Annotated in this window: 16 protein-coding genes; 7 read left to right on the forward strand and 9 right to left on the reverse strand. The window is 60.4% G+C overall.

What is annotated here, in order from left to right; genetic code table 11:
* Nucleotides 1-71 precede the first annotated feature (71 nt).
* Nucleotides 72-725, reverse strand: a complete 654-nt coding sequence (fsa, locus tag ACO07N_RS10890) for a fructose-6-phosphate aldolase (RefSeq protein ID WP_421981035.1) — start codon at nucleotides 723-725, stop codon at nucleotides 72-74.
* 277 nt (nucleotides 726-1002) lie between these two features.
* Between fsa and ACO07N_RS10895 the strand changes: the two genes are divergently transcribed.
* The 7 genes from ACO07N_RS10895 (at nucleotide 1003) to ACO07N_RS10925 (ending at nucleotide 10900) form a co-directional block, all read left to right on the forward strand.
* Complete coding sequence (locus ACO07N_RS10895; RefSeq protein WP_421981036.1) at nucleotides 1003-3198, forward strand: primosomal protein N'; 2196 nt, start codon at nucleotides 1003-1005, stop codon at nucleotides 3196-3198.
* Nucleotides 3199-3548: 350 nt separating this feature from the next.
* Nucleotides 3549-4109 carry a F0F1 ATP synthase subunit delta gene (locus ACO07N_RS10900; protein WP_421981037.1) on the forward strand — a complete coding sequence of 187 codons (561 nt, stop codon included), beginning with the start codon at nucleotides 3549-3551 and terminating at the stop codon, nucleotides 4107-4109.
* Nucleotides 4109-5638, forward strand: coding sequence for a F0F1 ATP synthase subunit alpha (gene atpA / locus ACO07N_RS10905; RefSeq protein ID WP_421981038.1), 1530 nt, complete (start codon nucleotides 4109-4111; stop codon nucleotides 5636-5638). The genes ACO07N_RS10900 and atpA overlap by 1 nt, the downstream gene beginning before the upstream one ends.
* A 33-nt stretch (nucleotides 5639-5671) precedes the next feature.
* The gene (locus ACO07N_RS10910) at nucleotides 5672-6556 is read left to right on the forward strand and encodes a F0F1 ATP synthase subunit gamma (protein WP_421981039.1); all 885 of its coding nucleotides are present in this window, start codon (nucleotides 5672-5674) and stop codon (nucleotides 6554-6556) included.
* A 123-nt stretch (nucleotides 6557-6679) separates the two neighbouring features.
* Nucleotides 6680-8104, forward strand: coding sequence for a F0F1 ATP synthase subunit beta (gene atpD, locus ACO07N_RS10915; protein ID WP_421981040.1), 1425 nt, complete (start codon nucleotides 6680-6682; stop codon nucleotides 8102-8104).
* Between the two features lie 96 nt (nucleotides 8105-8200).
* A complete protein-coding gene (locus ACO07N_RS10920; protein ID WP_421981041.1) occupies nucleotides 8201-8608 on the forward strand; it encodes a F0F1 ATP synthase subunit epsilon in 408 nt (135 codons plus the stop codon).
* A gap of 297 nt (nucleotides 8609-8905) precedes the next feature.
* Nucleotides 8906-10900: a methyl-accepting chemotaxis protein gene (locus ACO07N_RS10925; protein ID WP_421981042.1), complete on the forward strand. Its 1995-nt coding sequence runs from the start codon at nucleotides 8906-8908 to the stop codon at nucleotides 10898-10900.
* Nucleotides 10901-12179: 1279 nt separating this feature from the next.
* On the opposite strand, the gene ACO07N_RS10930 is transcribed toward ACO07N_RS10925, so the two are convergent.
* The 8 genes from ACO07N_RS10930 to ACO07N_RS10965 all read right to left on the reverse strand — a co-directional run bounded on the left by ACO07N_RS10930 (nucleotide 12180) and on the right by ACO07N_RS10965 (nucleotide 23877).
* Nucleotides 12180-15545 carry a PAS-domain containing protein gene (locus ACO07N_RS10930; RefSeq protein WP_421981043.1) on the reverse strand — a complete coding sequence of 1122 codons (3366 nt, stop codon included), beginning with the start codon at nucleotides 15543-15545 and terminating at the stop codon, nucleotides 12180-12182.
* 195 nt (nucleotides 15546-15740) lie between these two features.
* Entirely contained in the window at nucleotides 15741-17978 is a 2238-nt protein-coding gene (locus ACO07N_RS10935; RefSeq protein ID WP_421981044.1) for a PAS-domain containing protein, read from the reverse strand.
* A 393-nt stretch (nucleotides 17979-18371) separates the two neighbouring features.
* Nucleotides 18372-18581, reverse strand: coding sequence for a hypothetical protein (locus ACO07N_RS10940; RefSeq protein WP_306142487.1), 210 nt, complete (start codon nucleotides 18579-18581; stop codon nucleotides 18372-18374).
* Between the two features lie 266 nt (nucleotides 18582-18847).
* Nucleotides 18848-20458 (reverse strand): NTP transferase domain-containing protein, encoded by a 1611-nt coding sequence (locus tag ACO07N_RS10945; RefSeq protein ID WP_421981045.1) that lies wholly within the window; start codon nucleotides 20456-20458, stop codon nucleotides 18848-18850.
* A complete protein-coding gene (locus ACO07N_RS10950) occupies nucleotides 20455-21150 on the reverse strand; it encodes an XdhC family protein (protein ID WP_421981046.1) in 696 nt (231 codons plus the stop codon). Before ACO07N_RS10950 ends, ACO07N_RS10945 begins: the two co-directional genes overlap by 4 nt.
* Nucleotides 21151-21154: 4 nt before the next feature.
* Complete coding sequence (locus ACO07N_RS10955; RefSeq protein WP_421981047.1) at nucleotides 21155-21784, reverse strand: LysE family translocator; 630 nt, start codon at nucleotides 21782-21784, stop codon at nucleotides 21155-21157.
* A 13-nt stretch (nucleotides 21785-21797) separates the two neighbouring features.
* A complete protein-coding gene (locus tag ACO07N_RS10960) occupies nucleotides 21798-22130 on the reverse strand; it encodes an XdhC family protein (protein ID WP_421981048.1) in 333 nt (110 codons plus the stop codon).
* A gap of 136 nt (nucleotides 22131-22266) precedes the next feature.
* Nucleotides 22267-23877 carry a phosphoenolpyruvate carboxykinase gene (locus ACO07N_RS10965; RefSeq protein WP_421981049.1) on the reverse strand — a complete coding sequence of 537 codons (1611 nt, stop codon included), beginning with the start codon at nucleotides 23875-23877 and terminating at the stop codon, nucleotides 22267-22269.
* Between the last annotated feature and the right edge of the window lie 477 nt (nucleotides 23878-24354).

Raw genomic sequence — 24354 nt, forward strand, 5'->3', positions numbered from 1 at the left:
TCGCTATAGAAGCCAACAAAAAAACGGCCCGGAAACCCGGGCCGCCCAAATGATCGGTTTTGCGTAAGGCGTCAGAGAATGCTCTGGCCCGTCTTGGCCCAGTCGGCCAGGAACGCATCGAGGCCCTTGTCCGTCAGCGGGTGCTTGACGAGGGTTTTCAGGGTTGCAGGCGGAACGGTGGCGACATCCGCACCGATGATCGCGCATTCCTTGACGTGGTTGGGTGTGCGGATCGAGGCCGCCAGGATTTCCGTATCGAAGCCGTAATTGTCGTAGATCACGCGGATCTCGCGGATCAGCTCCAGCCCGTCGATGTTCATATCGTCCAACCGGCCGATGAACGGGGATATGTAGGTTGCACCGGCCTTGGCGGCGAGCAGCGCCTGGTTCGCGGAGAAGCACAGCGTGACGTTGGTCTTGGTGCCTTCCTCGGTCAGCTGCTTGCAGGCTTTCAGCCCGTCGAAGGTCAGCGGCAGCTTGATGACGACATTGTCGGCGATCGCGCGCAGGACATGCGCTTCCTTGATCATCTGTTCGAACTCGGTCGCGGCAACTTCCGCGGAGACATCGCCGCCGGTGATCCCGCAGATCTCGGCAATCACTTCCTTGAAGTCGCGGCCCGACTTGGCAATGAGCGAGGGATTGGTCGTCACGCCGTCGAGTAGGCCCGTGGATTCAAGTTCCTTGATGACGGCGGTGTCGGCCGTGTCGACGAAAAATTTCATGTCTGGTAGCTCCCTGTGAAGCGCCGGTTCGGTCGCCGGAGTGGCTCGCCTGCGGATCCCGCAAAGCGATTTGCGTAATCGGTCGCGCTCTCTTTACCCTAGGATGATGACAAGAAGAACCCCTGATTCTCCGGTGGAAGAAATTTTTGTGGTACGTACCTCAAAAAAGTCAGCCCTTGATCCCGGCCCGTTCTGGCGCAAACGTTTGCGACTGCCCCCGGTGGTGAGGCGCCTGCGGGTGTCAGCCCGACCCGACAAGTTGCGGACCTGAATTCTCGTGCTGTTTGACGATCCAGAATTTGAGGAGACGATTGCCAGCGTCCTGGTGCCGGTCGCGGTCCCGACGGCCTATACCTACAAGGTGCCGCCCGGAAAGTCGGTTATTCCCGGAACGATCGTCAAGGTCCCGCTCGGGCCACGCGAAGTCATCGGCGCGGTCTGGGACGGGGAGCCGGACGCGGCGATCAATCCGAAGAAGCTGAAAAGCATCACCCGCGTCTACGACACCACGCCACCCCTCGATGCGGATCTGCGCCGGTTCGTCGACTGGGTGGCGAACTGGACGCTCGGAGCGCCCGGCATGGTTCTGCGCATGGTGCTGCGATCCGAAGAAGCACTTGAGCCGGAAGCGCCGGTGCCGGGTGTGCGCCGGATCGAGGGCGCCGAGCCCGACCGGCAGACCGCCGCCCGCCGGCGGGTGCTGGGCACGATGGAAGACGGTTTTGCCTGGACCAAAAGCGGCCTTGCCCATGCCGCCGGCGTGTCGCCTTCCGTAATTGACGGCCTGATACACCAGGAGGTGCTCGAAGTCGTCTCCATGCCGGCCGCGCCACCGCCGCCCAGACCGCAGCTCGACTTCGCCCGGAAGGAGCTGACACAGGCGCAGGCCAACGCGGCCGAGGGTCTGATCGCAAGCTTCGACAAGGGCGCAGGCGTGTCGCTGATCGACGGCGTCACCGGTTCCGGCAAGACGGAGGTCTATTTCGAGGCGATCGCGGAGGCGATGCGCCGTGAGCGGCAGGCGCTCGTGCTCCTGCCGGAAATCGCCTTGACGGAACAGTTCCTGCGCCGGTTCGAACAGCGCTTCGGTGTCTATCCCGCCGAGTGGCACTCGGAGATCACGCCGAAAAACCGCGCGCGGGTCTGGCGCGGCGTTGCGTCCGGCGACATCCGGGTGGTGATCGGCGCGCGCTCATCCCTGTTTCTGCCGTTCCGCGAGTTGGGTCTCATTATCGTGGACGAGGAACACGATGCCGCTTTCAAGCAGGATGACCGGGTTCCTTACAGCGCCCGGGACATGGCCGTCGTGCGTGGCCACATATCCGGATTTCCCGTCGTGCTCGCCTCCGCAACGCCTTCGGTGGAAAGCCGCGTGAACGCCGATTCGGGCCGCTACACGCTTTATGAACTTCCCGAACGGGCCTCGGGGGCGGCGCTTCCGGACCTCAAGGCCATCGACATGCGTCTTGACGGTCCCGAACGGGGCAGGTGGCTGGCGCCGCAACTGGTTCACGCGATCAAGGACACGTTTGCCGCCGGAGCCCAATCGCTCCTCTTTCTCAACAGGCGGGGATACGCGCCCCTGACGTTATGCCGCACCTGCGGCCATCGCTTTCAGTGTGCCCATTGCAGCGCCTGGCTGGTCGAGCACCGGTTTCAGAAGAAACTAGTCTGCCACCACTGTGGCCACACCGAGCCGGTGCCGCAAAGCTGTCCCTCCTGTGGCCAGGCGGACAGCCTCGTTGCCTGCGGCCCGGGTGTCGAGCGCATCGCAGAAGAGGTATCGGATCTTTTCCCTCAGGCGCGCACGCTGGTCCTGTCTTCGGACCTTGCAGGCGGGCCGGAGCGGCTGAAGCGGGAGATGAAGCTGGTGGAAGAGGGCGAGGCCGACATTGTCATCGGCACCCAGCTCGTCGCCAAGGGCCACAATTTCCCCAAGATGAAGCTCGTCGGTGTCATCGATGCCGATCTCGGCCTGGCGCATGGAGACCCGCGTGCCGCCGAAAAGACGTTCCAGCTGCTGGCACAGGTCACCGGCCGGGCGGGGCGCATGACCGGCGGCGGCGTCGGGCTGCTGCAGACCTATAATGCGGAGCACCCGGTCATCAGGGCACTCTACGGCGGTGACACGGCGGCTTTCTACAAGGCGGAAATCGAATCCCGGCGCGTCTCCGGCCTGCCGCCGTTCGGCCGGCTGGCGGCCATCGTCGTCTCGGGGCCGGACAAGGGGTTCGCGGAGGGCTATGCGCGCGCGCTCGCGCGCTCGGCTCCACCGGATGAGGCCGTCAGCATTCTCGGTCCTGCGGAAGCCGCCCTGGCGATGGTACGCGGCCGCCACCGCTACCGTCTGCTGACCATGGCGCCGCGCCAGTTCGACCTGCAATCCTACCTGCGGCGTTGGCTCGCCGCGGGGCCGAAGCCGACAAAGGGACTGCGCGTCCAGGTGGATATCGATCCGCAGCATTTCCTGTGACCGGCGCGATATCGGTCCGGTCAAGGCAGGTCTTTGCGGCAGGCCGGCAAGGTGGTGCCGTGCGCCGCCTGCACGCGGTGGATTCGGGCCGCATTCAACCAAAGTTCGATGACCCCGGGGGACGGCGCGGAGCACTTTTTCCCGCCTTGCGGTAAAAAACACCGAAGATTCGGTAAAAACAGTCTTTTGGCGAAGTTGCACACTGACAAACCCTGTGCTAATTGAGGCGCGGCTTTGGGGGAACGGTTTAACCGTCACACCTTCTGACCTCGAAATCATTCATTATTTTCAATGCCTTGCGAGCGCTAGCCGTTTTGCGGGCTTGAAAAACGTCAGAGAGCACGGACCTGGTGACTGACAACGTATCTCTCGTATCCGGCGTGGCACAGCGTTATGCGTCCGCCCTTCTCGACCTCGCGGAGGGTGACGGCGTTACGGCTGACGTGGAACGGGATCTGGGCGCTTTCGAAGGCATGCTTGCCGAAAGCGAAGATCTCGACCGTCTCGTGAAGAGCCCGGCATTCAGTGCTGAGGAGCAGCTTGCGGCGCTCACAGCACTTCTGGACAAGGCGGGCATCTCCGGCCTTGCCGCAAATTTCGTGAAGCTGGCCGCCCGCAACCGGCGCCTCTTCGTTCTTCCCGACATGATCAAGTCTTTCCGCGCCCTGCTTGCGGAAATGCGCGGTGAGGAGACTGCTGAAGTCACGTCTGCAGCAGCCCTGTCCGACGAACATGTCGCTGCCCTGAAAGAAGCCTTGTCGGCTTCAACGGGCAAAACCGTAAATCTCGCAGCGAAAGTTGATCCTGCTCTGATCGGTGGCCTTGTGGTCAAGGTCGGATCCCGCATGATCGACACCTCCCTGCGTACCAAGCTCAATTCACTCAAGTTCGCGATGAAAGAGGTCGGCTGATGGATATTCGGGCCGCGGAAATTTCCGCAATCCTCAAGGATCAGATCAAGAGCTTTGGCCAGGAAGCCGAAGTTTCTGAAGTTGGTCAGGTGCTCTCCGTCGGTGACGGTATCGCCCGTGTTTATGGTCTGGACAAGGTTCAGGCTGGTGAAATGGTCGAGTTTCCAGGTGGCATCAAGGGCATGGCCCTGAACCTGGAATCAGACAATGTCGGTGTCGTTCTCTTCGGGTCTGACCGCGACATCAAGGAAGGCGACACCGTCAAGCGGACCGGCGCCATCGTGGAAGTCCCGGTCGGCAAGGGCCTGCTTGGCCGCGTTGTCGACCCGCTCGGCAACCCGATCGACGGCAAGGGCCCGATCGACGCGACCGAAAAGCGCCGCGTGGACGTGAAGGCTCCGGGCATCCTGCCGCGTAAATCCGTGCACGAGCCGATGTCTACCGGCCTCAAGGCGATCGACGCCCTGATCCCGGTCGGCCGTGGCCAGCGTGAGCTCGTGATCGGCGACCGCCAGACCGGCAAGACCGCCATCATCCTCGACACGTTCCTGAACCAGAAGCCCCTGCATTCCGGTGATGACGAAGACGCCAAGCTGTACTGCATCTACGTCGCCGTCGGTCAGAAGCGGTCCACCGTTGCCCAGTTCGTCAAGGTCCTGGAAGACAACGGCGCCCTGGAATACTCCATCGTCATCGCCGCGACGGCATCCGATGCCGCACCGCTGCAGTTCCTGGCACCGTTTGCCGGCTGCGCGATGGGTGAGTACTTCCGCGACAATTCCATGCACGCCGTGATCGGCTACGACGATCTGACCAAGCAGGCCGTGGCCTATCGTCAGATGTCCCTGCTTCTGCGCCGCCCGCCGGGACGTGAAGCGTTCCCGGGCGACGTCTTCTACCTGCACTCCCGTCTTCTGGAGCGTGCTGCGAAGCTCAACGAAGAGCACGGCAGCGGTTCTCTGACGGCACTGCCGGTCATTGAGACCCAGGGCAACGACGTGTCCGCGTTTATTCCGACCAACGTGATCTCGATCACCGACGGTCAGATCTTCCTTGAAACGGATCTCTTCTACCAGGGTATCCGTCCGGCGGTGAACGTCGGTCTGTCGGTGTCCCGTGTGGGATCCTCCGCCCAGATCAAGGCCATGAAGCAGGTTGCCGGCCCGATTAAGGGTGAACTTGCGCAGTATCGCGAAATGGCTGCCTTCGCGCAGTTCGGCTCAGACCTCGATGCCACGACGCAGCGTCTGCTGAACCGTGGCGCCCGTCTGACCGAACTCCTCAAGCAGCCGCAGTTCTCTCCGCTGAAAACGCAGGAGCAGGTCGCGGTCATCTATGCCGGCGTGAACGGTTATCTGGACGGCTTTGGTGTCGACCGGGTGAAGGACTTCGAAGAAGGCCTGTTGCTGTTCCTCCGTGGTGAGCATGCGGATCTTCTGGATGCCATCTGGGAAAAGAAGGCCCTTGACGACGAACTGACCGGCAAGCTGAAGGCTGCCATCGACGCGTTCGCCAAGAACTTCGCTTAAGACGACACGCCGGGATAAGGAGCAGGGGCGGCCATGCCGAGCCTGAAGGACTTACGAAACCGCATCGCTTCCGTTAAGGCGACGCAGAAAATCACCAAGGCCATGCAAATGGTGGCCGCGGCGAAACTGCGTCGTGCCCAGGAAGCTGCGGAGGCTGCACGCCCCTATGCGGAGCGCATGGGTGCAGTGCTGGCCAACCTCGCGGAAGCATTCGAGGGTCGCGACGACGCTCCGAAGCTGATGTCCGGCACGGGCAACGATCAGGTGCATCTCCTGCTCGTTGCGACTGCCGAACGCGGACTGTGCGGGGGCTTCAACACCAACATCGCCAAGCTGGCCCGTGAAAAGGCACGCAGCCTGATCGCCGACGGCAAGACCGTCAAGATCATCTGCGTCGGCAAGAAGGGCTTCGACGCCCTGAAGCGCGAGCTCGGCCAGCATGTGATCGAGACCGTCGATCTGCGCAGCGTCAAGAATGTTGGCTATGCCAATGCCGATGAGATCGGCAAGAAGGTCCTGGCCATGTTTGCCGACGGCGAGTTCGACGTCTGCACGCTGTTCTACTCGACATTCGTCTCGGTGATCGCGCAGGAGCCGACGGCTCAGCAGCTCATCCCGGCCAGTTTCGAGGCCAAGGGCGATGGCGAGAGCGACGGTGCCCATCCGGTTTACGAGTACGAGCCGGACGAAACCGAGATCCTCGAGGATCTTCTGCCGCGCAACATTTCCGTACAGATTTTCCGGGCGCTTCTGGAAAATGCTGCATCCGAGCAGGGCGCGCGTATGTCCGCAATGGACAACGCGACCCGTAACGCCGGTGAGATGATCGACAAGCTGACGATCAACTACAACCGCCAGCGTCAGGCACAGATCACGACGGAACTGATTGAAATCATCTCGGGCGCCGAGGCGCTCTAGAGCATTGTGCGCCCTCTGGGCGCAGAGTGCCGGAATACTAACATTGTCGATCGACTCTTCCGCGCGATGTGAAAGACACGGGAAGCAGGTCGATCAAACGGGATCAAGACGAGGATTAGGGATATGGCTGACAAACAGGTCGGACGGATCACCCAGGTCATCGGCGCCGTTGTCGACGTCAAGTTCGATGACCACCTGCCGTTGATCCTGAACGCTCTGGAAGCTGACAACCAGGGTGTACGACTGGTTCTCGAGGTTGCACAGCACCTCGGCGAGAACACGGTACGCACCATCGCGATGGACTCCACCGAGGGTCTGGTGCGCGGACAGGAAGTTGTCGACACCGGCGCACCGATCGCCGTGCCGGTCGGCGACGGCACTCTGGGCCGCATCATGAACGTGATCGGCGAGCCGGTCGATGAAGCAGGCGAAATTCCGCACACGGACAAGCGCGGCATCCACCAGGAAGCTCCGACGTTCATCGAACAGTCCACGGAAGCTGAAATCCTGGTCACCGGCATCAAGGTCGTGGATCTGCTCGCACCTTACGCGAAGGGCGGCAAGATCGGCCTGTTCGGCGGCGCGGGCGTCGGCAAGACCGTTCTCATCATGGAACTGATCAACAACGTCGCGAAGGCGCACGGCGGTTACTCCGTGTTCGCCGGTGTCGGCGAGCGGACCCGTGAAGGCAACGACCTTTACTGGGAAATGATCGAATCCGGCGTGAACAAGGAAGGCGGCGGAGAAGGCTCCAAGGCGGCCCTCGTTTACGGCCAGATGAACGAGCCTCCCGGAGCGCGTGCACGTGTTGCCCTGACCGGTCTGACGGTTGCCGAGCATTTCCGTGACGCAGGCCAGGACGTTCTGTTCTTCGTCGACAACATCTTCCGCTTCACGCAGGCCGGTTCGGAAGTGTCCGCACTTCTCGGCCGTATCCCGTCCGCTGTGGGATATCAGCCGACGCTTGCGACCGACATGGGCTCGATGCAGGAGCGCATCACCACGACCAACAAGGGCTCGATCACGTCCGTGCAGGCCGTTTACGTGCCTGCCGATGACTTGACCGACCCGGCGCCGGCTTCGACCTTCGCCCACCTGGACGCGACGACCGTTCTGAACCGCGCGATCGCGGAAAAGGGCATCTACCCGGCCGTGGATCCGCTCGATTCCACGTCGCGCATGCTTGACGCCCGCATCATCGGTGAAGAGCATTACAACACCGCGCGTGCCGTTCAGGGGACGCTGCAGCGCTACAAGGCCCTGCAGGACATCATCGCCATCCTCGGCATGGACGAGCTTTCCGAAGAAGACAAGCTGACCGTGGCACGTGCCCGCAAGATCGAGCGCTTCCTGTCGCAGCCGTTCTTCGTGGCCGAGGTCTTCACCGGATCTCCGGGCAAGCTGGTTGCTCTCGAAGACACGATCAAGGGCTTCAAGGGCCTTGTCGACGGCGAGTACGATCACCTGCCGGAAGCTGCCTTCTACATGGTCGGCTCCATCGAGGAAGCCGTCGAGAAGGCACAGAAACTGGCAGCGGAAGCCGCCTGATTTCAAGATTGACCCGGACGTCCGTCGGGACGTCCGGTTTTGTTCAAGCATGATGGCCTCGCCATCTGAGAAGAAGACTGACAAGGAAGACGCCACATGGCTGAACTTTTCCAGTTCGAGTTGGTCTCGCCGGAACGCCAGCTCCTGTCCGCACAGGTCTCGGAAGTGGTCGTTCCCGGTGCCGAAGGTGAATTCGGTGTTCTGAAAGACCACAGTCCTTTCATGTCCAGCATCGCACCCGGCATCCTGAAGGTTCGCGGCGAAGGCGATTCCTGGGATGAGTATTTCGTGCGCGGTGGATTTGCGGACGTCTCTGCAGGCGGATTGACCGTTCTTGCCGAACAGGCGGTGCCGGTTGCGGAAATCAGCCGTGAGCAGCTCGACCAGGCGATCCAGAACGCCGAGGAAGACGTCGCGGACGCAAAGGATGACGCGACGCAACAGAAAGCCGACCGCACGCTTCGCCGGCTCAAGGACGTCGCCGAGGCGTTGAAGCAGGTCTGATACCGGTCGCACAGCATCCACGAAATTTAAACGGCTCCCCGGGAGCCGTTTTTTTGTGATCTGATCCCGGATTTCAAACGTAGAATAATGTTATTTGAAAATTCAAAGTAAAACTTGCGTGTTGCGCAACAATAAAGTGTTATCTGAGCGGTTTGTATTTTGAGATTGTAAATTCTGTTAGAAATAACTAAATATTTTTTTCCATTCAATAAAAACACTTTTTCTTTTTTGGAATTTTTACCTACAATTAATCTGAAGAACAAAATATTCCGCTACGGTATTTTTCTGGAGCGGTTCATGAGCGTCAAGATGAGAGTGCTGCTGGGGTTCGGCATCGTCGCCTGTTTCCTGGCTTTTTTCGGTACATTTTCCCTGTATCAATTCAACGCGTCTTCCCGGGCGGTCGCGGATCTTGCCGATATGAGCGAAGACGCTCTGCTGGCATCCGAACTGAATGCGGACATGGCCAAGGCGGTGCGCGCCACGCTGCGCTACATTGCTTCGCGTTCGCCTGAGGACAAGGCCGAGGCCCAGGACTTCATTGATCAGGTCAAGGCCGGCGGAGAAATCGCGAAGCAGGAAATCGCCAATCCAGAACGTGTCCGCAACAGGGACATCATCATTGCCGAGATCGGATCGTTTGAAACCGCATTGGCAGCCGTATCGACCCTCTATGCAGAGCGCGACGAACTCGTCACGAACAAGCTGGATGTTCTCGGGCCGGAGGTGCGCAAGCTGATCACGGAGATCAATCGCACGGCAACGGAGGACAACGATCCGGTGACGGCGAACTTCGCTGCGCAGGCGCAGGAGAACCTCCTGCTCGGCCGTCTCTACATGATGAAGTTCCTGGCTTCCAACGACGAGGCGGATTTCGAACGTCTGGAAAAGAGCTTCGCGGACTTCGCGGACCGGTTCAAGGCTCTCGACGAAAGTGTCGAAAACCCCCGGCGCCGGGAAATCCTGGCTGCGATCGAGCCGATGATCGTCACCTATCTCGAGGCAGCGCGGCGCGTCAGAGACGTAATCTGGGAACGCAATGCGATCAGGGACGACACGCTGCTTGCCAAGGGAGCGGAGATCAGCCGCCAGGCAACGCTCATGAAGGAAAGCGCCGGCGTCGACGCTGAGCTTATCGCCTCTGAAACCCAGTCCTATCTGAGCAGTGCCATGTGGCAGGTCGGAATCGCATGTGCGATCACGTTTCTCCTCGCCATCGCTCTGGCATTCGTCATCGCCCGGGCGATCACGAAACCGTTGACCATGCTCGTCGAGGACGCGCAGCAGCTAGCTTCCGGCGACACCGAGGTCGCCTTTGCCGAGGCGCGCCGAAAGGATGAGATCGGTGTCGTTGCCAAGTCCATTGCCGGTTTCCGGGACGGTGTCGTCGAGCGGTTGCGGCTCGAAGAGAAACAGCAGCAGGAGATGGCTGAGCGCGAGGCGCGCAATACCCGTGTCTCCGAAGCAGTCGTCGAATTCGAGCAGTCGGCCAAGCAGATGCTGGACACGATCACCGCAGCGACCGGAAACCTTCAGAATACCGCGTCGGCCATGACCGAAACAGCCCGCGGGACAAACGGCCAGGCGACCATGGTTGCCAGTGCGGCGGAGGAAGCAACGACGAATGTGCAGACGGTTGCCGCGGCTGCCGAGGAATTGTCCGTGTCGCTCGCCGGTGTAACCAGTCAGGTCGGGCATTCCGCCGATATCGCGCAAAAGGCCACCGACGACGCCGAGCGCACCAACCGGCAGATTGCCGGGCTCGCCAATGTTGCCGAAGACATCGGCGAAGTTATCTCGTTGATTTCCACGATCGCGGAACAGACCAATCTGCTTGCACTCAATGCGACCATCGAGGCGGCAAGGGCCGGTGAAGCCGGCAAGGGATTTGCGGTGGTCGCGGCCGAGGTCAAGGAACTGGCCAGCCAGACCGGCAAGGCCACCGAGGAAATCTCTTCCAAGATCTCGGCGATCCAGTCGGAAACCCGGGAGGCCGTCGACGGTATTCAGAACATCGCCACGACCATCCAGGAGATAAACACGGTCGCGAATTCGATTGCCACGGCCGTCGAGCAGCAGACCGACGCGACGGCGGAGATATCCCAAAGCGTCGACCAGGCCTCCCAGGGCACCGCCGAAGTCAGCCAGAGCATCGTTCAGGTCTCCGAGGCGGCTGCGGAAACGGACAGGGCCGCCGGGACGGTGGTCGAGGCGGCGGAAACGCTCTCGAAGCAATCCGAAGAGATGCACATCGTCATCGAGAAGTTCCTCTCGACGGTGAAAGCGGCATAGCTTCGGTCCCCTGTTGTCCGGTTTGACTTGAAAGGGATCTCGTGAGCGATCACCAGTCATTGATCTTGTCATTCCGGCTGCAGCGAAGCGGAAGGCCGGAACCCGGTAATCACTGGAATTTACGTATTCCATTCGTCAACGGCGACACTGAGTACTGGTTCCCGGTCTTGCCGCGTGCGCAGCAAACCGGGATGACAAATCGTGGAGGCTATTCTGTATCCCGCTTCGGCATCTGACGGCACAATGATGCTTTCTCAACGACGCTGATACATCTCGGCGGTCATGCCATGGCTTGACCATGGCATCCATGCCGTTTCGTTTCTGAAACATGCAGCGGAGGAGAGGTCACGGCATGGATTGCAGGGTCAAGCCCTGCAATGACGATGGTTGGTGAGAACATCCCAGGTCGGGAGACTTGTCATTCCGGCTGCAGCGAAGCGGAAGGCCGGAACCCGGTATCCAGCTGTTTCTCCTACTTCTGAGAACCGCCGGCCACAGTGGGTACTGGTTCCCGGTCTTGCCGCTTGCGCAGCAAACCGGGATGACACATCGAGGAGGCTATTCTGTATCCCGCTTCGGCATCTGACGGCACAATCACGCTTTCTCAACGACGTTGATACATCTCAGCGGTCATGCCATGGCTTGACCATGGCATCCATGCCGTTTCGTTTCTGAAACATGCAGCGGAGGAGAGGTCACGGCATGGATTGCAGGGTCAAGCCCTGCAATGACGATGGTTGTGGAGACGTGGTCCCCTCGTCGCTCGCTTGCTGCCTGGAAGTACGCTTTCACCGGATCGGCCGGCACAAAGGCAGACCTTGCCGCCTCCGCGAACTTCCATCTGTCCTCCGTCATGCCATGGCTTGACCATGGCATCCAAGCCGTTTCCTCTCTAGATCCTGAGGCGGAGGAGAGGTCACGGCATGGATTGCAGGGTCAAGCCCTGCAATGACGATGGTTGTGGTGACCATCTCAAATCAAGAGACTTGTCATTCCGGCTGCAGCGCAGCGGAAGGCCGGAACCTAGTAACCACTGGATTTTCCGTATTCCATTCATCAACGGCGACACAGAGTACTGGTTCCCGGTCTTGCCGCTTGCGCAGCAAACCGGGATGACAAATCGGGGAAACAGTTTCGCAAGCAGACCTGGTGTCGCACGGAATTATTGCGTTTTCTCAGAGACATAAGTTCGACAGTCCTTTCCGAACCGGACAGCAGTGGGTTCGATCCGAAAAGGCTTTTCGATTGTGAAACTGCTGCCGGAGCGCAATTGTCCGGATCAGCCGGCGGCAGCGCTCTCGGCCGCACCCGGCTCCAGATACTTGAAGGCGTTTCTGCCGCTGTTCTTGACGTCGTAGAGCGCGATATCCGCGTTCTTGATGATCGCACTCACGTCGTCACAGCCGGCATAGATCGGCGAAAGCCCGACGCTCACGCCGATCCTGATGGACAGATCGTTGATATTGAAGGGCACCTGGAGCTTGTGCACGATGCGGCTCGCGATGACTTCGGCGACCTTCCGGTCCGAGCGGTTGAGAATGATGCCGAATTCGTCACCGCCGAGGCGGGCGACGAGGTCGGTGGACCGCACGCAGGATTTCAGCCGTTCACCGACCTGTTTCAGGAGCGAGTCACCCGCGTCGTGCCCGTAGGTGTCGTTGACCGGCTTGAACTTGTCGAGGTCGAGAAGCATCAGAATGCTTTGCGTGTCGTCATCCAGTGAGCGCAGGGCTTCGTCCAGCGTCGCGTTGAACAACGTCCGGTTGGCCAGTCCGGTCAGGGTGTCGTGATGCGCGGCGTATTCGATCTTCTGGACAGCCAGCTCGCTGATGGTCACGTCTTCATGGGTGCCGATCCATCCGCCGCCCGGCAGTGGCGCGTGGACCGCGCTGATGAACTTGCCGCCGGGATGCTTGAACTTTGATCGCACGACTTCCCCGGACGACAGGCGGATCAGCAGGTCCCTGACATGCTCGAGCACGTCGCCATCGAACTCGCCGCGGCGTTTTTCCGCTTCGATCAGTTCGACAAGCGTCACGCCTGCGCGCACATCGCCTTCGGGCTTGTCGAAGATGTCGACATATTGCTTGTTCCAGAGCTTGAGCTGGCCATTTGCGTCGAACACGCTCACGCCCTGGCGCATGTTGGCAAGGATGGCCTCCAGCTCCTGCGATCTCAGGCGCGCGCCCCGTTCGTTTTCCGCCAGTTGCTCTTCCAGCTTCTTCCTGTCCGTGACATCGAAGAAATTGTAGACGAAGCCTCCCGAGGGGAGCGGTGTTCCTCGTATTTCCAGAAAGGTCCCGTCGGCTGCGCCGCGAACGTAGCTGTGCGGTTTGCTGCGATCGTAGGATTGGAAAATATCCAGAGCGAGCTGCTCGGGATCGCCTTCGCCGTAGTCTCCGCGTTCCGCGTTATATTTCAGGTAGTCGAGTAGGTGCAGTTTCTGATCGACGAAATCCTGCGGATATCCGAGCAACCTGGCGAACCCCGTGTTCGCCGAGCCGAGCTGGAAATTCTCGTCGTAATAGGCGAAGCCACCGGGAAAATTGTCGAAAATGGCCTGCAGCGTGTCGGCCTGTTCCTTGGTTTCGGTGATATCCGCAAGCGAAACGACAATACCGTCCAGGCCATGTTCGCCCTGGCTGTCGATCGGTCTCGCATTCACGCGAAGCCATGTCGCCCGGCCCGACGTTGCGGTCCTCAGACTTGCAACGAGATCGGTGACGGCATCGGGATCCCTGATGGCAAGGGCAAGCGGATTGTCGTCACTGATGGCGCCGAGCTCGGTGCAGGTCAGCGCGTGGTCGAGTTCTTCGATCTGCAGACCGACGAGGCGTCTGCCCTGATATCCCAGCAGCCTTTCGGCCATCGGGTTCGCCGTCTCAATCGTACCGTCATGCGACAGCAGCAGAATGCCTTCGCTCACCGCATCGAGCGTCGTCCTCTGAACCGCTTCGGCCTGGCGAATGATGAGTTCGCGCTGTTTGCGTTCCGAGATGTCCATGAGGCTGAACACGATCCCGCCATTCGGCAGCGGCATCGACCGCACGTCCAGGACGGTGCCGTCCGCCGTCACCCGCTCAATCTGCTCGGGCTTGCCGCTCATGAAGGGATTGAACCTGCCCTCGACGATTTCTTCGTGGTTGTCGTCGTCCTGATGTTCCTGCCGCGCGGCGTACATCATCGTTTCCTTCAGATGCGGGCGTTGCGCAAGAAAATCGCCTGGAAGCTTGAACGCGTTCTGGAACGCATCGTTGTAGTTGGCAAGGCGCATCGTCTCGTCAAAGTGAACCATGCCGCCCGGAAAATTGTCGAAGACCGCCTTGAGCGTATCTCCCTGGCGTTTGTTTTCCGTGATGTCCGTCAGCGACAGAACAGCGCCATCGAGGCCGAATTCATTGGCGTCGTCGATGGAAGAAACATTGATGCTGAGCCAGATACCCGCCGGTTCGTTGCGCCGCTTGACGTGAACAACCATGGCGTCGACCTTGGTCATCGTGTCGAGAACGGTCCGGACAAGGGCTTCAGGTTCGAGGTGCTGGTTGTCTTCACCGATGAAATCCAGGCCGAGGTCCTGAAACCGCGCGCCTTTGATCTTCTCGACCTCAAAACCGAGAAGGTTGGCCCCGGCAGCATTGATTGTCTGAATGCGCCCGGACCTGCCGACCACCACGACACCCTCGGACAGCGTCTGCAGCGTCGCCCGCTTCAGGGCTTCGGAAAAAAGGACTGTCTGCTCGTTTTCTTTCCGGGCGGTGATGTCCTGAAATGCTCCGACCAGCCGGACGACCTCGCCGTCCTCCAGGATCGGCCGGCCGACGGCGCGCACCCAGATGTCACGGCCCTTGGCGGTGACAAACGGCACCTCCACGTCCCAGGAGACGCCGTTTTCAATTGCGTCCTGCACTGCGGAGGAAACCTTTGCGCGGCTGTCGGGCGGGTAGAAGGACAGGGCGAAGTCCACAGTCGGCGTGAAGTCAGCCGGAACTTCGTGGATCTCCTTGGTCTTCTCGGTCCAGGTCAGGATGTTGGTGCGCAGGCAGAGTTCCCATCCGCCGACGCCCGAGACAGCCGTCACTTCTTCCAGTAGATCGCTCTCAAGGATCGCCCGCTCATGTTCGCGCGACGCCTCGCTGAGGGCAGCCTCTTTCTCTTGGCGCAATCGATGTGCCGATATCAGTCCCTCGACCACCTTGCCGAGCCGGCGCAACTGGTCCAGTTGCTGCGCGCTGGGTTGTTTTGGCTCGCGATCAATGACGCAGAGTGTGCCCAGCCGGTTCGTCCCGTCGATCGAGAGCGGATAACCGGCATAGAAGCGGATATGGGGAGCGCCCGTGACGAGAGGGTTGTCCCTGAACCTTTGGTCTTCAAGCGCATCGGGAACGACAAACAACTCGTCGGACAGGATCGCGTGCTGGCAGAACGACACGTCGCGGGCCGTGCCATCGACGTCAAGACCGCAGCGGGCCTTGAACCATTGCTCGTCTTCGCCGACCAGGGAGACAAGGGCGATCGGGCAATCGAAAATGGCGGCGATCGCATCGACGACGGCGTCAAACTCCGGCAGCCGTTCAGATCCGACGATCTGCAGCTCGTCCAGGGCTTTCAAGCGCTCCGTTTCCGCCGTTTCCAGTGTTGTGCTCATGCCGTGCTTCGCTTGTGGGGCAACACCCGGACCGGTCGCCCGGGTTGCCTCCAAGAGTGGGGCAACAAATGCAACAAATGATTAAGTCGACGGCGTGGCGAGATAAATTTAACGTTAGGGCAATCTGGTTGACAAAAATTCACAAGCGCCCGCGGCAAAAGATCATTCCGCATCCGACCGATTTTCCGGGCTCGATCAGGTCTCCGGCGGCAGATCGTCGAAATGCCTGAAACCGTTGCGGCCTTCGTTTTTCACCGCATAAAGCGCGATATCCGCTTTCTTGAGGATCGCGTTGGCGCTTTTGTCGGTGCTTGCAATTGCGGTGATGCCGACACTCGCGCTGACCTCGATCATGTTGCCGTTGATCTCGTACGGCTTCATGAGCGCTTCGACGATCCGTTTCGCAATCGCGCAGACCCGTTCCTGCTCTTCCGGCAGGTTCCGCGCGATGATGGCGAACTCGTCGCCGCCAAGCCGCGCGACCGTATCCTTGGAGCGCACGCACTCCTTGAGGCGTGTGGCAGCCAGGCGCAGCAGGCTGTCGCCGGCATCATGGCCATAGGTGTCGTTGACCGGTTTGAAGTGATCCAGGTCGATCATCAGGAGATCGCTGGTTTCACCGAAATGAACCGCCCGCGTGATGGCGTCTTCTAGCTTGAGATTGAAAAGCGTCCGGTTGGCCAGTCCGGTCAGCGTATCGTGATGGGCGGCATAGGTTATCTTCTCTGTCGCCATTTCCCGTGAGGTGATGTCTTCATATGTCCCGACCCAGCCGCCATCGGGCAGGGGCGTGCGGACAATGCCGATGATCTTGCCGTTGATGTGCTTGAACTTGGCCTTGACCACCTCGCCGGCGTCCAGCTGCCGGCGCAGCGTCGCATCAAACGCGACCGGGTCTTCGTTAAATTCGCCACGTTGCTTTTCGAGTTGCAGTACCTCGACCAGGCTCATGCCCCTCTTGATTTCACCATCCGACTTTCCGAACAGTTCGAGAAAATGGCGGTTCCAAAGCTTGATCCGTCCCTTGTCGTCGAACACGCTGACGCCCTGGCGCATATTGGCGATGATGGCTTCAAGTTCATCGAGCCGGCTTCTGACAAACTTTTCCTTGTCGACGAGCATCCCCTCCATTTCCTTCCTGGCGGTGATGTCCAGGAAGCTGGAGACATTGCCGCCTCCGGGAAGCGGGGTGCCGCGGATTTCCAGAACCTTGCCTTCGCGCGTCCGGCGCTCATAGGCGTGCTGGCTGCCTGCGCCGTACCTTTCCAGGCGGTCTGCAGCGATCTCGCCCGGATCACCCGGCCCGTAGTCGCCGCGGTCGGCCAGAAACCGGATCACCTGCTGCAGGTTGGGGCGTTGCTCGAGGAAGCTGCGTGGCATGTCCAGCAGCCGCTCGAATTCCTCGTTCCAGTAGGTCAGCTGAAGCTGGCTGTTGTAGTGAACGAGACCGCCCGGGAAATTGTCGAAGAAAGCCTGCAGCGTATCGGCCTGCTGCTTGTCACTCGTGATGTCCGTTAGGGACAGAACCACGCCATCATGCAGGCCGTCAGCTCCTTGCGTCACGGGTTTGACGCCAAGCCGGAGCCACTTGTCCTTTCCGTTGACCGAACTCGTCAACCGCACCTCCCGGTCCTGCAGGCTCTCCGGATGGCTCACCGCCAGCGAAAGCGGGTTTGCCATCGAGCCGTCGGGGGACGCGATGTCCTGAAGACCGTGCGCAAGGTCCTGGATATGGGTCTGTGCCAGTGTCGCCTCGGAGCATCCGAGCAACGCCGCTGCGGCAGGGTTGAAGGACCTGATGCGCCCGGACTGATCCAGGAACAGGATGCCGTCCCGGGACGCCTCGAATGTCGTCCGGGCCAGGAATTCCGGCCGGTGAATATCGGCCGGGGTGCCCCGGTGGTGGTCGCTCTGAGCGCGGGTTAGCGCCTCGCGCAGCTCGATTTCGGTTTTCCGCGCCTTGATCAGACCCTCAACCACCCGTGCTGCATTCTTGATGTGCTCGACATCGGCGTCACTGACCGCATGTGGTTTCGTGTCCATGACGCAGATGGTTGCGATGCGGTGCTTGCCGTCGACCTTGACAGGGCAACCGAGATAGAAGCGGGCGCCGAAATCGCCTGTCACGAGCGGAATGTCCTTGAACCGCTCGTCCTTGGTCGCATCCGGCACGATCACGACGTCATCGGACAGTATGGTGTGTCCGCAGAAAGAGTTTTCGCGCGGGACTTCCGTGGCGCCGAGGCCGAAGGCTGCCTTGAACCAGATGTCTTCTTCGTGGACGATCGATACGACGGAGATGGGGCAATCGAGCAGATGAGCGAGATTCGATACGACGGCATCGAATTCCGGCTGCCGTTCGGAACGAAAGATCGAAAGCCGGCGAAGGGCGTCAAGTCTTTCCGTCTCAATTTGAGCCTGCGCAAGCGCCATATTCGGCAAGGACTCCAAATCTGAAGTTGTACTGGCCACTGCCCGGGAAATAGTATCGATTTATAGTCAACATATACGCAATAAACCCAAAATTGAAATGTCGCCCTGCAAAAAAACCGAATAGTTGCATTGGCGTATCAAGAAACTGTCGGGACATAATTAATTATGACAAGGGGCTTTGCTTGTGGCTTGCCGCCCGGCTTTGATGCGGACTTGTGATAAAGGCCGAATTGTTGGCTCCCGGTGTCACGAACTGTACGGTGCATTGATCGGCCCGCCGGGAAGCGGCCGGGGCGGGGCGTTGGAAACGGCAACAAAAAACCCGGCGTCGAGGCCGGGTTCCGAAAGCGTGAATTTTGCCACGAACGATGTGTCCGTGGTGCGCTGGCAGTGTTACGCCGCGCGGCGGAAGGACAGGCTCATGCCACCACCCGAAGACCGGTTGCGGCGGCGCTCTTCCGGCGGAATGTAGACGATTGCGCTATGCTCGGTGCAATAGGAAACGCCTGCTTCGACGCGGTTGTTGCACGGGAACGTGTAGTTGCCTGCATCGCCTTCTGCCCATTTGCAGCAGCCCGGACGCGGAAGAGACAAGTCAGCCATTTTTATTTTCCTTTTCGTTCAAGCGACAAAAGCGCTCGAGCATCCTCGGGAGGTGAGGATCCGAACAGCTTTCGATAGATCTCGGATATTGCCAGCGCCCGGGACGATAACTGCCGTCCAACCCATCACAGGTGCTCTTCAGCAAGCGCAGGCATTACATAAGCGGCATGTCACAAAAATGCAATAGTGCAACAGGCAATTCCGGCTTGCATTCAGCGCATAGCGGGTTAACGGCTGGTTACCGGTATTTGGCGGTCGCGCACGCCTCACTGATCCTCGAACGATCCGCCCGCGTCTTTCAGGGCCTCGGGTGTGTCCAGATCCAGCCGAGCGGCCGGTCCCAACTCCACTTCGGCGACGAAACCCGGGTTCTCCGCGATGATGTGTCTGGCGCCGATATCGCCGCGCAAAGTCGCCAGGTCATGGAAGAAGCGCTTGTCCCAAAGAACCGGATTGCCGCGCTTGCCGTCTGCGGTCGCAGCGACAATGAGACCGTCGGCATTGTCGCGATAGGTCTCGATCATGGTCTTTATGTCGGCGCTGGTGATCATCGGCATGTCGCCAAGCAGAATGACCACCGCATCGGTGTCAGGGTCGAGTGCCTTCATCCCCGTTCTGATCGAGCTGGCCATGCCGTCTTCGAAATCCGGATTGAAAACGGGCATGATGTCGAGATCCGCGACTTCTGCGCTGACTTGTTCGCCAAGGTGGCCGGTCACAAGCAACGTATGCGACGGCGCCACCCCGATCGCGGCTTCACCGGCATGCCTGACCAGAGACTTGCCGTTCAGCCTTGCAAGCAGCTTGTTCGGACCGCCCATCCGGGTGGACTTCCCGGCACCGAGGATCATGACCGCGATCCTGGAAGCCGGCGACGGCCGTTTTACTTCACGCGGCTGCGGTCTGGTTCCGATTTCCATCAGCAGGCCTCCGACGCCCATGGCGGTAATGTCGTCCGGCCCTGTCTCCACATCTGCAAGCAAACGGTCGAGAACCCAGTCGAAGCCATTCTCCTTCGGGCTGCGCGCACATCCCGGAGCGCCCAATACGGGCACCCCCTCAAGGTCCGCGAGCATGAGCAGATTGCCCGGATCGACCGGCATGCCCAGATGAGAGACGGTGCCGCCGGCAAGGTCGACCGCCGCCGGGAGAACGTCGAGCCGGTCGACCACTGCGGACGCGCCGAACAGGATGAGGAAATCGGCACCTGCCGACACATGTGATGCCATCGCCGCGGCAACGGACGCTTCATCGTGCGGCACGCGCGCTTCCGAAAGGATGGTGCTTCCGCTCACGCGCAGCCGGTCCTCCAGAACACGGCGCGTCTTGTCCATCGTCGTGGTCTTGAGATGCGGCAGGCACGTTGCGACAAGTCCGACTTTGCGCGGCCTGAACGCGGCGACCCGAACGGCCCCTCGAACCGCGTCCTGCGCGCGCTGCAGGTCTGAGTGAGAGACGGCGAATGAGATGATCTTCGCCGTTGCGATCATGCGGTCCGCCATCACCTTGGAATGGTTCGGCAGGGTTGCGAAGGTGATGGCAGGGTCGATCCGGTTCGCCGCTTGCACCGCATCCGTGTCGACAACCAGGATGCCGGCCGTGTCGGCGTAAAGGTTCATGCGGCCGGTGAAGGCGGTGTCTTCGCCGACGGCCGGTCCCCTGGCTGCGCGTCCAAGGCGACGGGCGGCTTCGTCCTCTTCGACATCACCGGGCTCAAGGCGTGCTGCGACAAGTTCCGTGAGGCCGTGACGCAGAAGATCGCGGCAATCCCCGGCGGTCAGCACATGCCCCTTCTTCAGGACGCGGTCCGGAAGGTTTGTCTTGTGCGCGAGGATGCAGCCGGCAGCTTGGTCCAGCGGCACGGGACCGAACTTCATGTGCCGGGCTCCGGCGGCTTGCGCAGGGCCTTGATGATCGACCCCAGCACCGCGACCGCGATTTCCTCTGGAGACGCCGCGCCGATGTCCAGTCCGATCGGAGCATCGATCCGGCTGAACAGGTCCGGATCGACACCGGCATCGGTGAACCGTTCCAGCCGCTTGCCGTGGGTTTTTCGGCTGCCGAGCGCACCCACGTAGAAGCAATCCGAGCGGAGCGCTTCGATGAGGGGGAAGTCGTCGATCTTCGGGTCGTGGGTAACCGCGGCAACAGCCGTGAAAGCGTCCAGAGGCGTCTTCTCCAGGACGTCCTGCGGCCATTCGGCCTTGAGCGTGCTTCCCGGAAACCGGTCTTCCGTGGCAAAGGCCGTGCGCGGGTCGATCACCGTTACGTCGAGCCCTGCACGCTCGGCCATGGGCACAAGCGCCTGACTGATGTGAACGGCCCCGATGAGGACAAGCCGGGGTGCAGGAACCGAGACGGTCAGAAAGGCATCGCCGGTTTCGGTCTCGACCGTTCCGGATTTTCCGGAGCGGAACCGCTTGTCGAATTCCGGCGCCAGCGGTTCGCACGCATAGTCATCGGTCTTTCGGATCAGCGCTTGCGATCCGTCCTTCAGGTGCGTGACGAGAATGGCCGCGCGGCGCGCGGCCCGTTCCGTGTTCAAGTCTTCAAGCAGCCGGCGGTCCATGGTGCTAGGCCCGGTCCGTTGCCAGCCTGACGCCGAGGCCCACCAGGAGTGACCCGCCGATCCAGCGCGTGAATTTCTGGAACCTGGAGGTCCGGCCCAGGCGTTTTTTGACTTCCGAGGCAAAGAACACCGTCATGACATCGGCTGACGCGAAAGCGAAGTTGACGATCGTTCCCAGGACCAGGAACTGGATCCAGATCGGCAGGCTGGCTTCCGGGCTGACGAATTGCGGCAGGAAGGCAATGAAGAAAATGGCGGCCTTCGGGTTGAGCACTTCGACAAGAATGCTGTCCAGGAACGCCCTGCGGACCGATTTCTGCGGCAGGTCCGGAACCGGCCCGCTGTTCATGCGGGTGCGGATCATCTGGATACCGAGAAAAATGAGATAAAGGCCGCCGGCCACCTTGAGCGCGAAATAGAGCGTCGGCACAACGGTAAAGATGGCCGACAGGCCGAAAGCGGCTGCGAAGACGTGCGCGTAGCACCCGACATGGATGCCGGCGGCCGCCATGAAGCCGGCGCGCCGCCCGCGTGAGATCGTCTGTGCCGCGGTATAAAGCACGGCGGGGCCGGGCATGTAGGCGAACAGAGCCGTGGCGGCGAGAAAGGCAAGGAAGGTTTCGATTGTCGGCAAGGCTTCGTCTCAATCAGTTGACGGGTTCGACATAAACGCGAATGCGGCCGCCGCAGGACAGCCCGACGCGCCACGCGGTCTCATCTGCAACACCGAATTCAAGAGTGGTCGGCCGCCCGGTTTCGATCACGTCGACCGCTTCGGCCACAACAGCTCCCTCGACGCAGCCGCCGGAGACCGAGCCTTCGAAATTGCCGTCCGCGTCGATCACCAGATGTGAGCCGGTCGGACGGGGCGCCGATCCCCAGGTCTCGATGACGGTCGCGAGCGCGACCTGGCGGCCGGACCGGCTCCAGTCTTCAGCCGTTTGAAGCACATCCGCGATAGGCAGGTTGTCGTTGGTCATGAGTATTCCGCTGTTGGAAAATGCCCGGTTCAGTTCTCTGAATATAGACCTTTCCAGTGCAGATGAAAGCCGTCCTAAAGCACAAGCGGCACCCGGATGACGGGTGCCGCTCGGCTGTCCTCAAGAATTGGAATGTCTATTCGGCTGCTGACCGGAGCGCCGGGGCCGCGCTCAGCACGGTTCCGTCGACATGACCTTCGAAGGATTCGAAATTGTCGACGAACATCTGCACCAGCTTGGCCGCCTGGACATCGTAGGCCGCCGTGTCGTCCCAGGTTTCGCGGGGGGTCAGGATCCGGGCATCGACACCCTCAACCGCGACCGGGACTTCGAAGCCGAAATTCGGATCCGTGCGGAACTCGGCACCTTTCAGCTCACCGGAAAGCGCGGCTTGCAGCAATGCGCGTGTTGCCTTGATCGGCATGCGGTGGCCGGTGCCGTAGGCGCCGCCGGTCCAGCCGGTATTCACCAGCCAGCAATCCACGTTGTGCTCCGCGATCAGCTTTTTCAGAAGGTTGCCGTATTCGGACGGGTGGCGCGGCAGGAACGGGGCGCCGAAGCATGTCGAGAAGGTGGCCTGGGGTTCGGTGACGCCCTTCTCGGTGCCGGCCACCTTGGCGGTGTAACCGGACAGGAAGTGGTACATGGCCTGCGCGGGCGTCAGGCGGGCCAGCGGCGGCATGACGCCGAACGCGTCGGCCGTCAGCATGATGATCGTGTGCGGCACTGGGGCGCAGCCGGTCTCGCTCGCGTTAGAGATGAAATGGATCGGATAGGCTGCGCGTGTGTTTTCCGTCTTCGAGCCGTCGTCGAAATCCGGAACCCGGTTGTCATTCAGAACGACATTTTCCAGAACCGTTCCGAACCGCTGCGTCGTGGAGTAGATTTCCGGCTCTGCTTCGGCGGACAGCTTGATGGTCTTGGCATAGCAGCCGCCTTCGAAATTGAAGACGCCGTTTTCGCTCCAGCCATGTTCGTCGTCGCCGATCAGCGTGCGTGCCGGATCTGCGGAAAGCGTGGTCTTGCCGGTGCCGGACAATCCGAAGAATACCGCGGTATCGCCCTTGTCGCCGACATTGGCGGAACAGTGCATCGACATGAGCCCCTTGGCCGGCAGCAGGTGGTTCAGCATCGTGAAGACGGATTTCTTCATCTCGCCCGCATAGGATGTGCCGCCGATCAGGACGATCTTGCGTGTCAGGTCACAGGCGATCACCGTTTCGGTCCTGCAGCCGTGACGATCCGGATCTGCCTTGAAGCTCGGCAAATCGACGATCGTCATCTCGGGAACGAAGCTTGCCAGTTCCGCCGTCTCGGGGCGCAGCAGCAGATTGCGGATGAACAGGGAATGCCAGGCATATTCGGTGTAGACCCGCACGGGCAGCCGATGTGCCTTGTCGGCACCGCCGAACAGGTCCTGCGCGTAAAGGTCCAGTCCGTCCGCATGCGCGAGGAAATCCGACATCAGCGTGTCGAATTGCGCTTTCGACATTTGCGCGTTGTTGTCCCACCAGACCGTGTCCCGCGTTTCGTCGTCGAGCACCACGAACTTGTCCTTCGGGGAGCGGCCGGTATGGACCCCGGTTTCGGCAACGAGAGCGCCTCCGGCTGCAAGCCGGGTTTCGCCGCGCTTGAGGGAATGCTCGTAAAGGGCAGGTTCGCTCTGGTTCCAATAGACCGCGTTCAGACCCTTGAAACCGAACGTTTCGCTGCCATTGGAAGGATTCCTGACGCCTGTTTCCTGCATTTTACCGCCGTCCTCGTGAGGTCATTCTATCTGCCGGGACAAATGAAAACGCTGTGACCGGCAATGAGGGCTGCGAAACTAGTGGAAGGATATTTGGGCAGCAAGACTACTAAAGGTGCTATGTCTTTGTTTAATCGATTAAAATACTGCACAAAAAAAACGATGATTAATTTGATGGGCGAAGTAATAAACGAAACCTTCGGAATATTCGCTTTGTATGGCAAAGCGAAAATTTTCGCGCCGGAATCGCGCGCATCTGTTAACCTTGCGCGCACCCGGGCGCGATGATTTTGGTTTGGTGACGCTTTGGGGCGCATGCCTGTATAATTCGGTGAAATCCCGGGAACGCCTGGGTTGCCCGGCAAGTCTTCAGTCCGCCGGAAAATACTGTTTGCCTTAATTTATGCGCATTTAGCAGGCCAAAGGCTGTATGTTACAGTAAAAGCGAAGCGCCTTTTGTGCTGACCGGATTGGAAA

Origin of the sequence: Roseibium sp., assembly GCF_965229775.1 — a bacterium.
In the GTDB taxonomy this organism is placed as follows: Bacteria; Pseudomonadota; Alphaproteobacteria; order Rhizobiales; family Stappiaceae; genus Roseibium.

Excerpts from the sequence above, each read along its gene's own strand:
- fsa (WP_421981035.1), bottom strand. The coding sequence starts at position 725 with ATGAAATTTTTCGTCGACACGGCCGACACCGCCGTCATCAAGGAACTT.
- atpA (WP_421981038.1), top strand. The coding sequence starts at position 4,109 with ATGGATATTCGGGCCGCGGAAATTTCCGCAATCCTCAAGGATCAGATC.
- ACO07N_RS10910 (WP_421981039.1), top strand. The coding sequence starts at position 5,672 with ATGCCGAGCCTGAAGGACTTACGAAACCGCATCGCTTCCGTTAAGGCG.
- atpD (WP_421981040.1), top strand. The coding sequence starts at position 6,680 with ATGGCTGACAAACAGGTCGGACGGATCACCCAGGTCATCGGCGCCGTT.
- ACO07N_RS10920 (WP_421981041.1), top strand. The coding sequence starts at position 8,201 with ATGGCTGAACTTTTCCAGTTCGAGTTGGTCTCGCCGGAACGCCAGCTC.
- ACO07N_RS10925 (WP_421981042.1), top strand. The coding sequence starts at position 8,906 with ATGAGCGTCAAGATGAGAGTGCTGCTGGGGTTCGGCATCGTCGCCTGT.
- ACO07N_RS10930 (WP_421981043.1), bottom strand. The coding sequence starts at position 15,545 with ATGAGCACAACACTGGAAACGGCGGAAACGGAGCGCTTGAAAGCCCTG.
- ACO07N_RS10935 (WP_421981044.1), bottom strand. The coding sequence starts at position 17,978 with ATGGCGCTTGCGCAGGCTCAAATTGAGACGGAAAGACTTGACGCCCTT.
- ACO07N_RS10940 (WP_306142487.1), bottom strand. The coding sequence starts at position 18,581 with ATGGCTGACTTGTCTCTTCCGCGTCCGGGCTGCTGCAAATGGGCAGAA.
- ACO07N_RS10945 (WP_421981045.1), bottom strand. The coding sequence starts at position 20,458 with ATGAAGTTCGGTCCCGTGCCGCTGGACCAAGCTGCCGGCTGCATCCTC.
- ACO07N_RS10950 (WP_421981046.1), bottom strand. The coding sequence starts at position 21,150 with ATGGACCGCCGGCTGCTTGAAGACTTGAACACGGAACGGGCCGCGCGC.
- ACO07N_RS10960 (WP_421981048.1), bottom strand. The coding sequence starts at position 22,130 with ATGACCAACGACAACCTGCCTATCGCGGATGTGCTTCAAACGGCTGAA.
- ACO07N_RS10965 (WP_421981049.1), bottom strand. The coding sequence starts at position 23,877 with ATGCAGGAAACAGGCGTCAGGAATCCTTCCAATGGCAGCGAAACGTTC.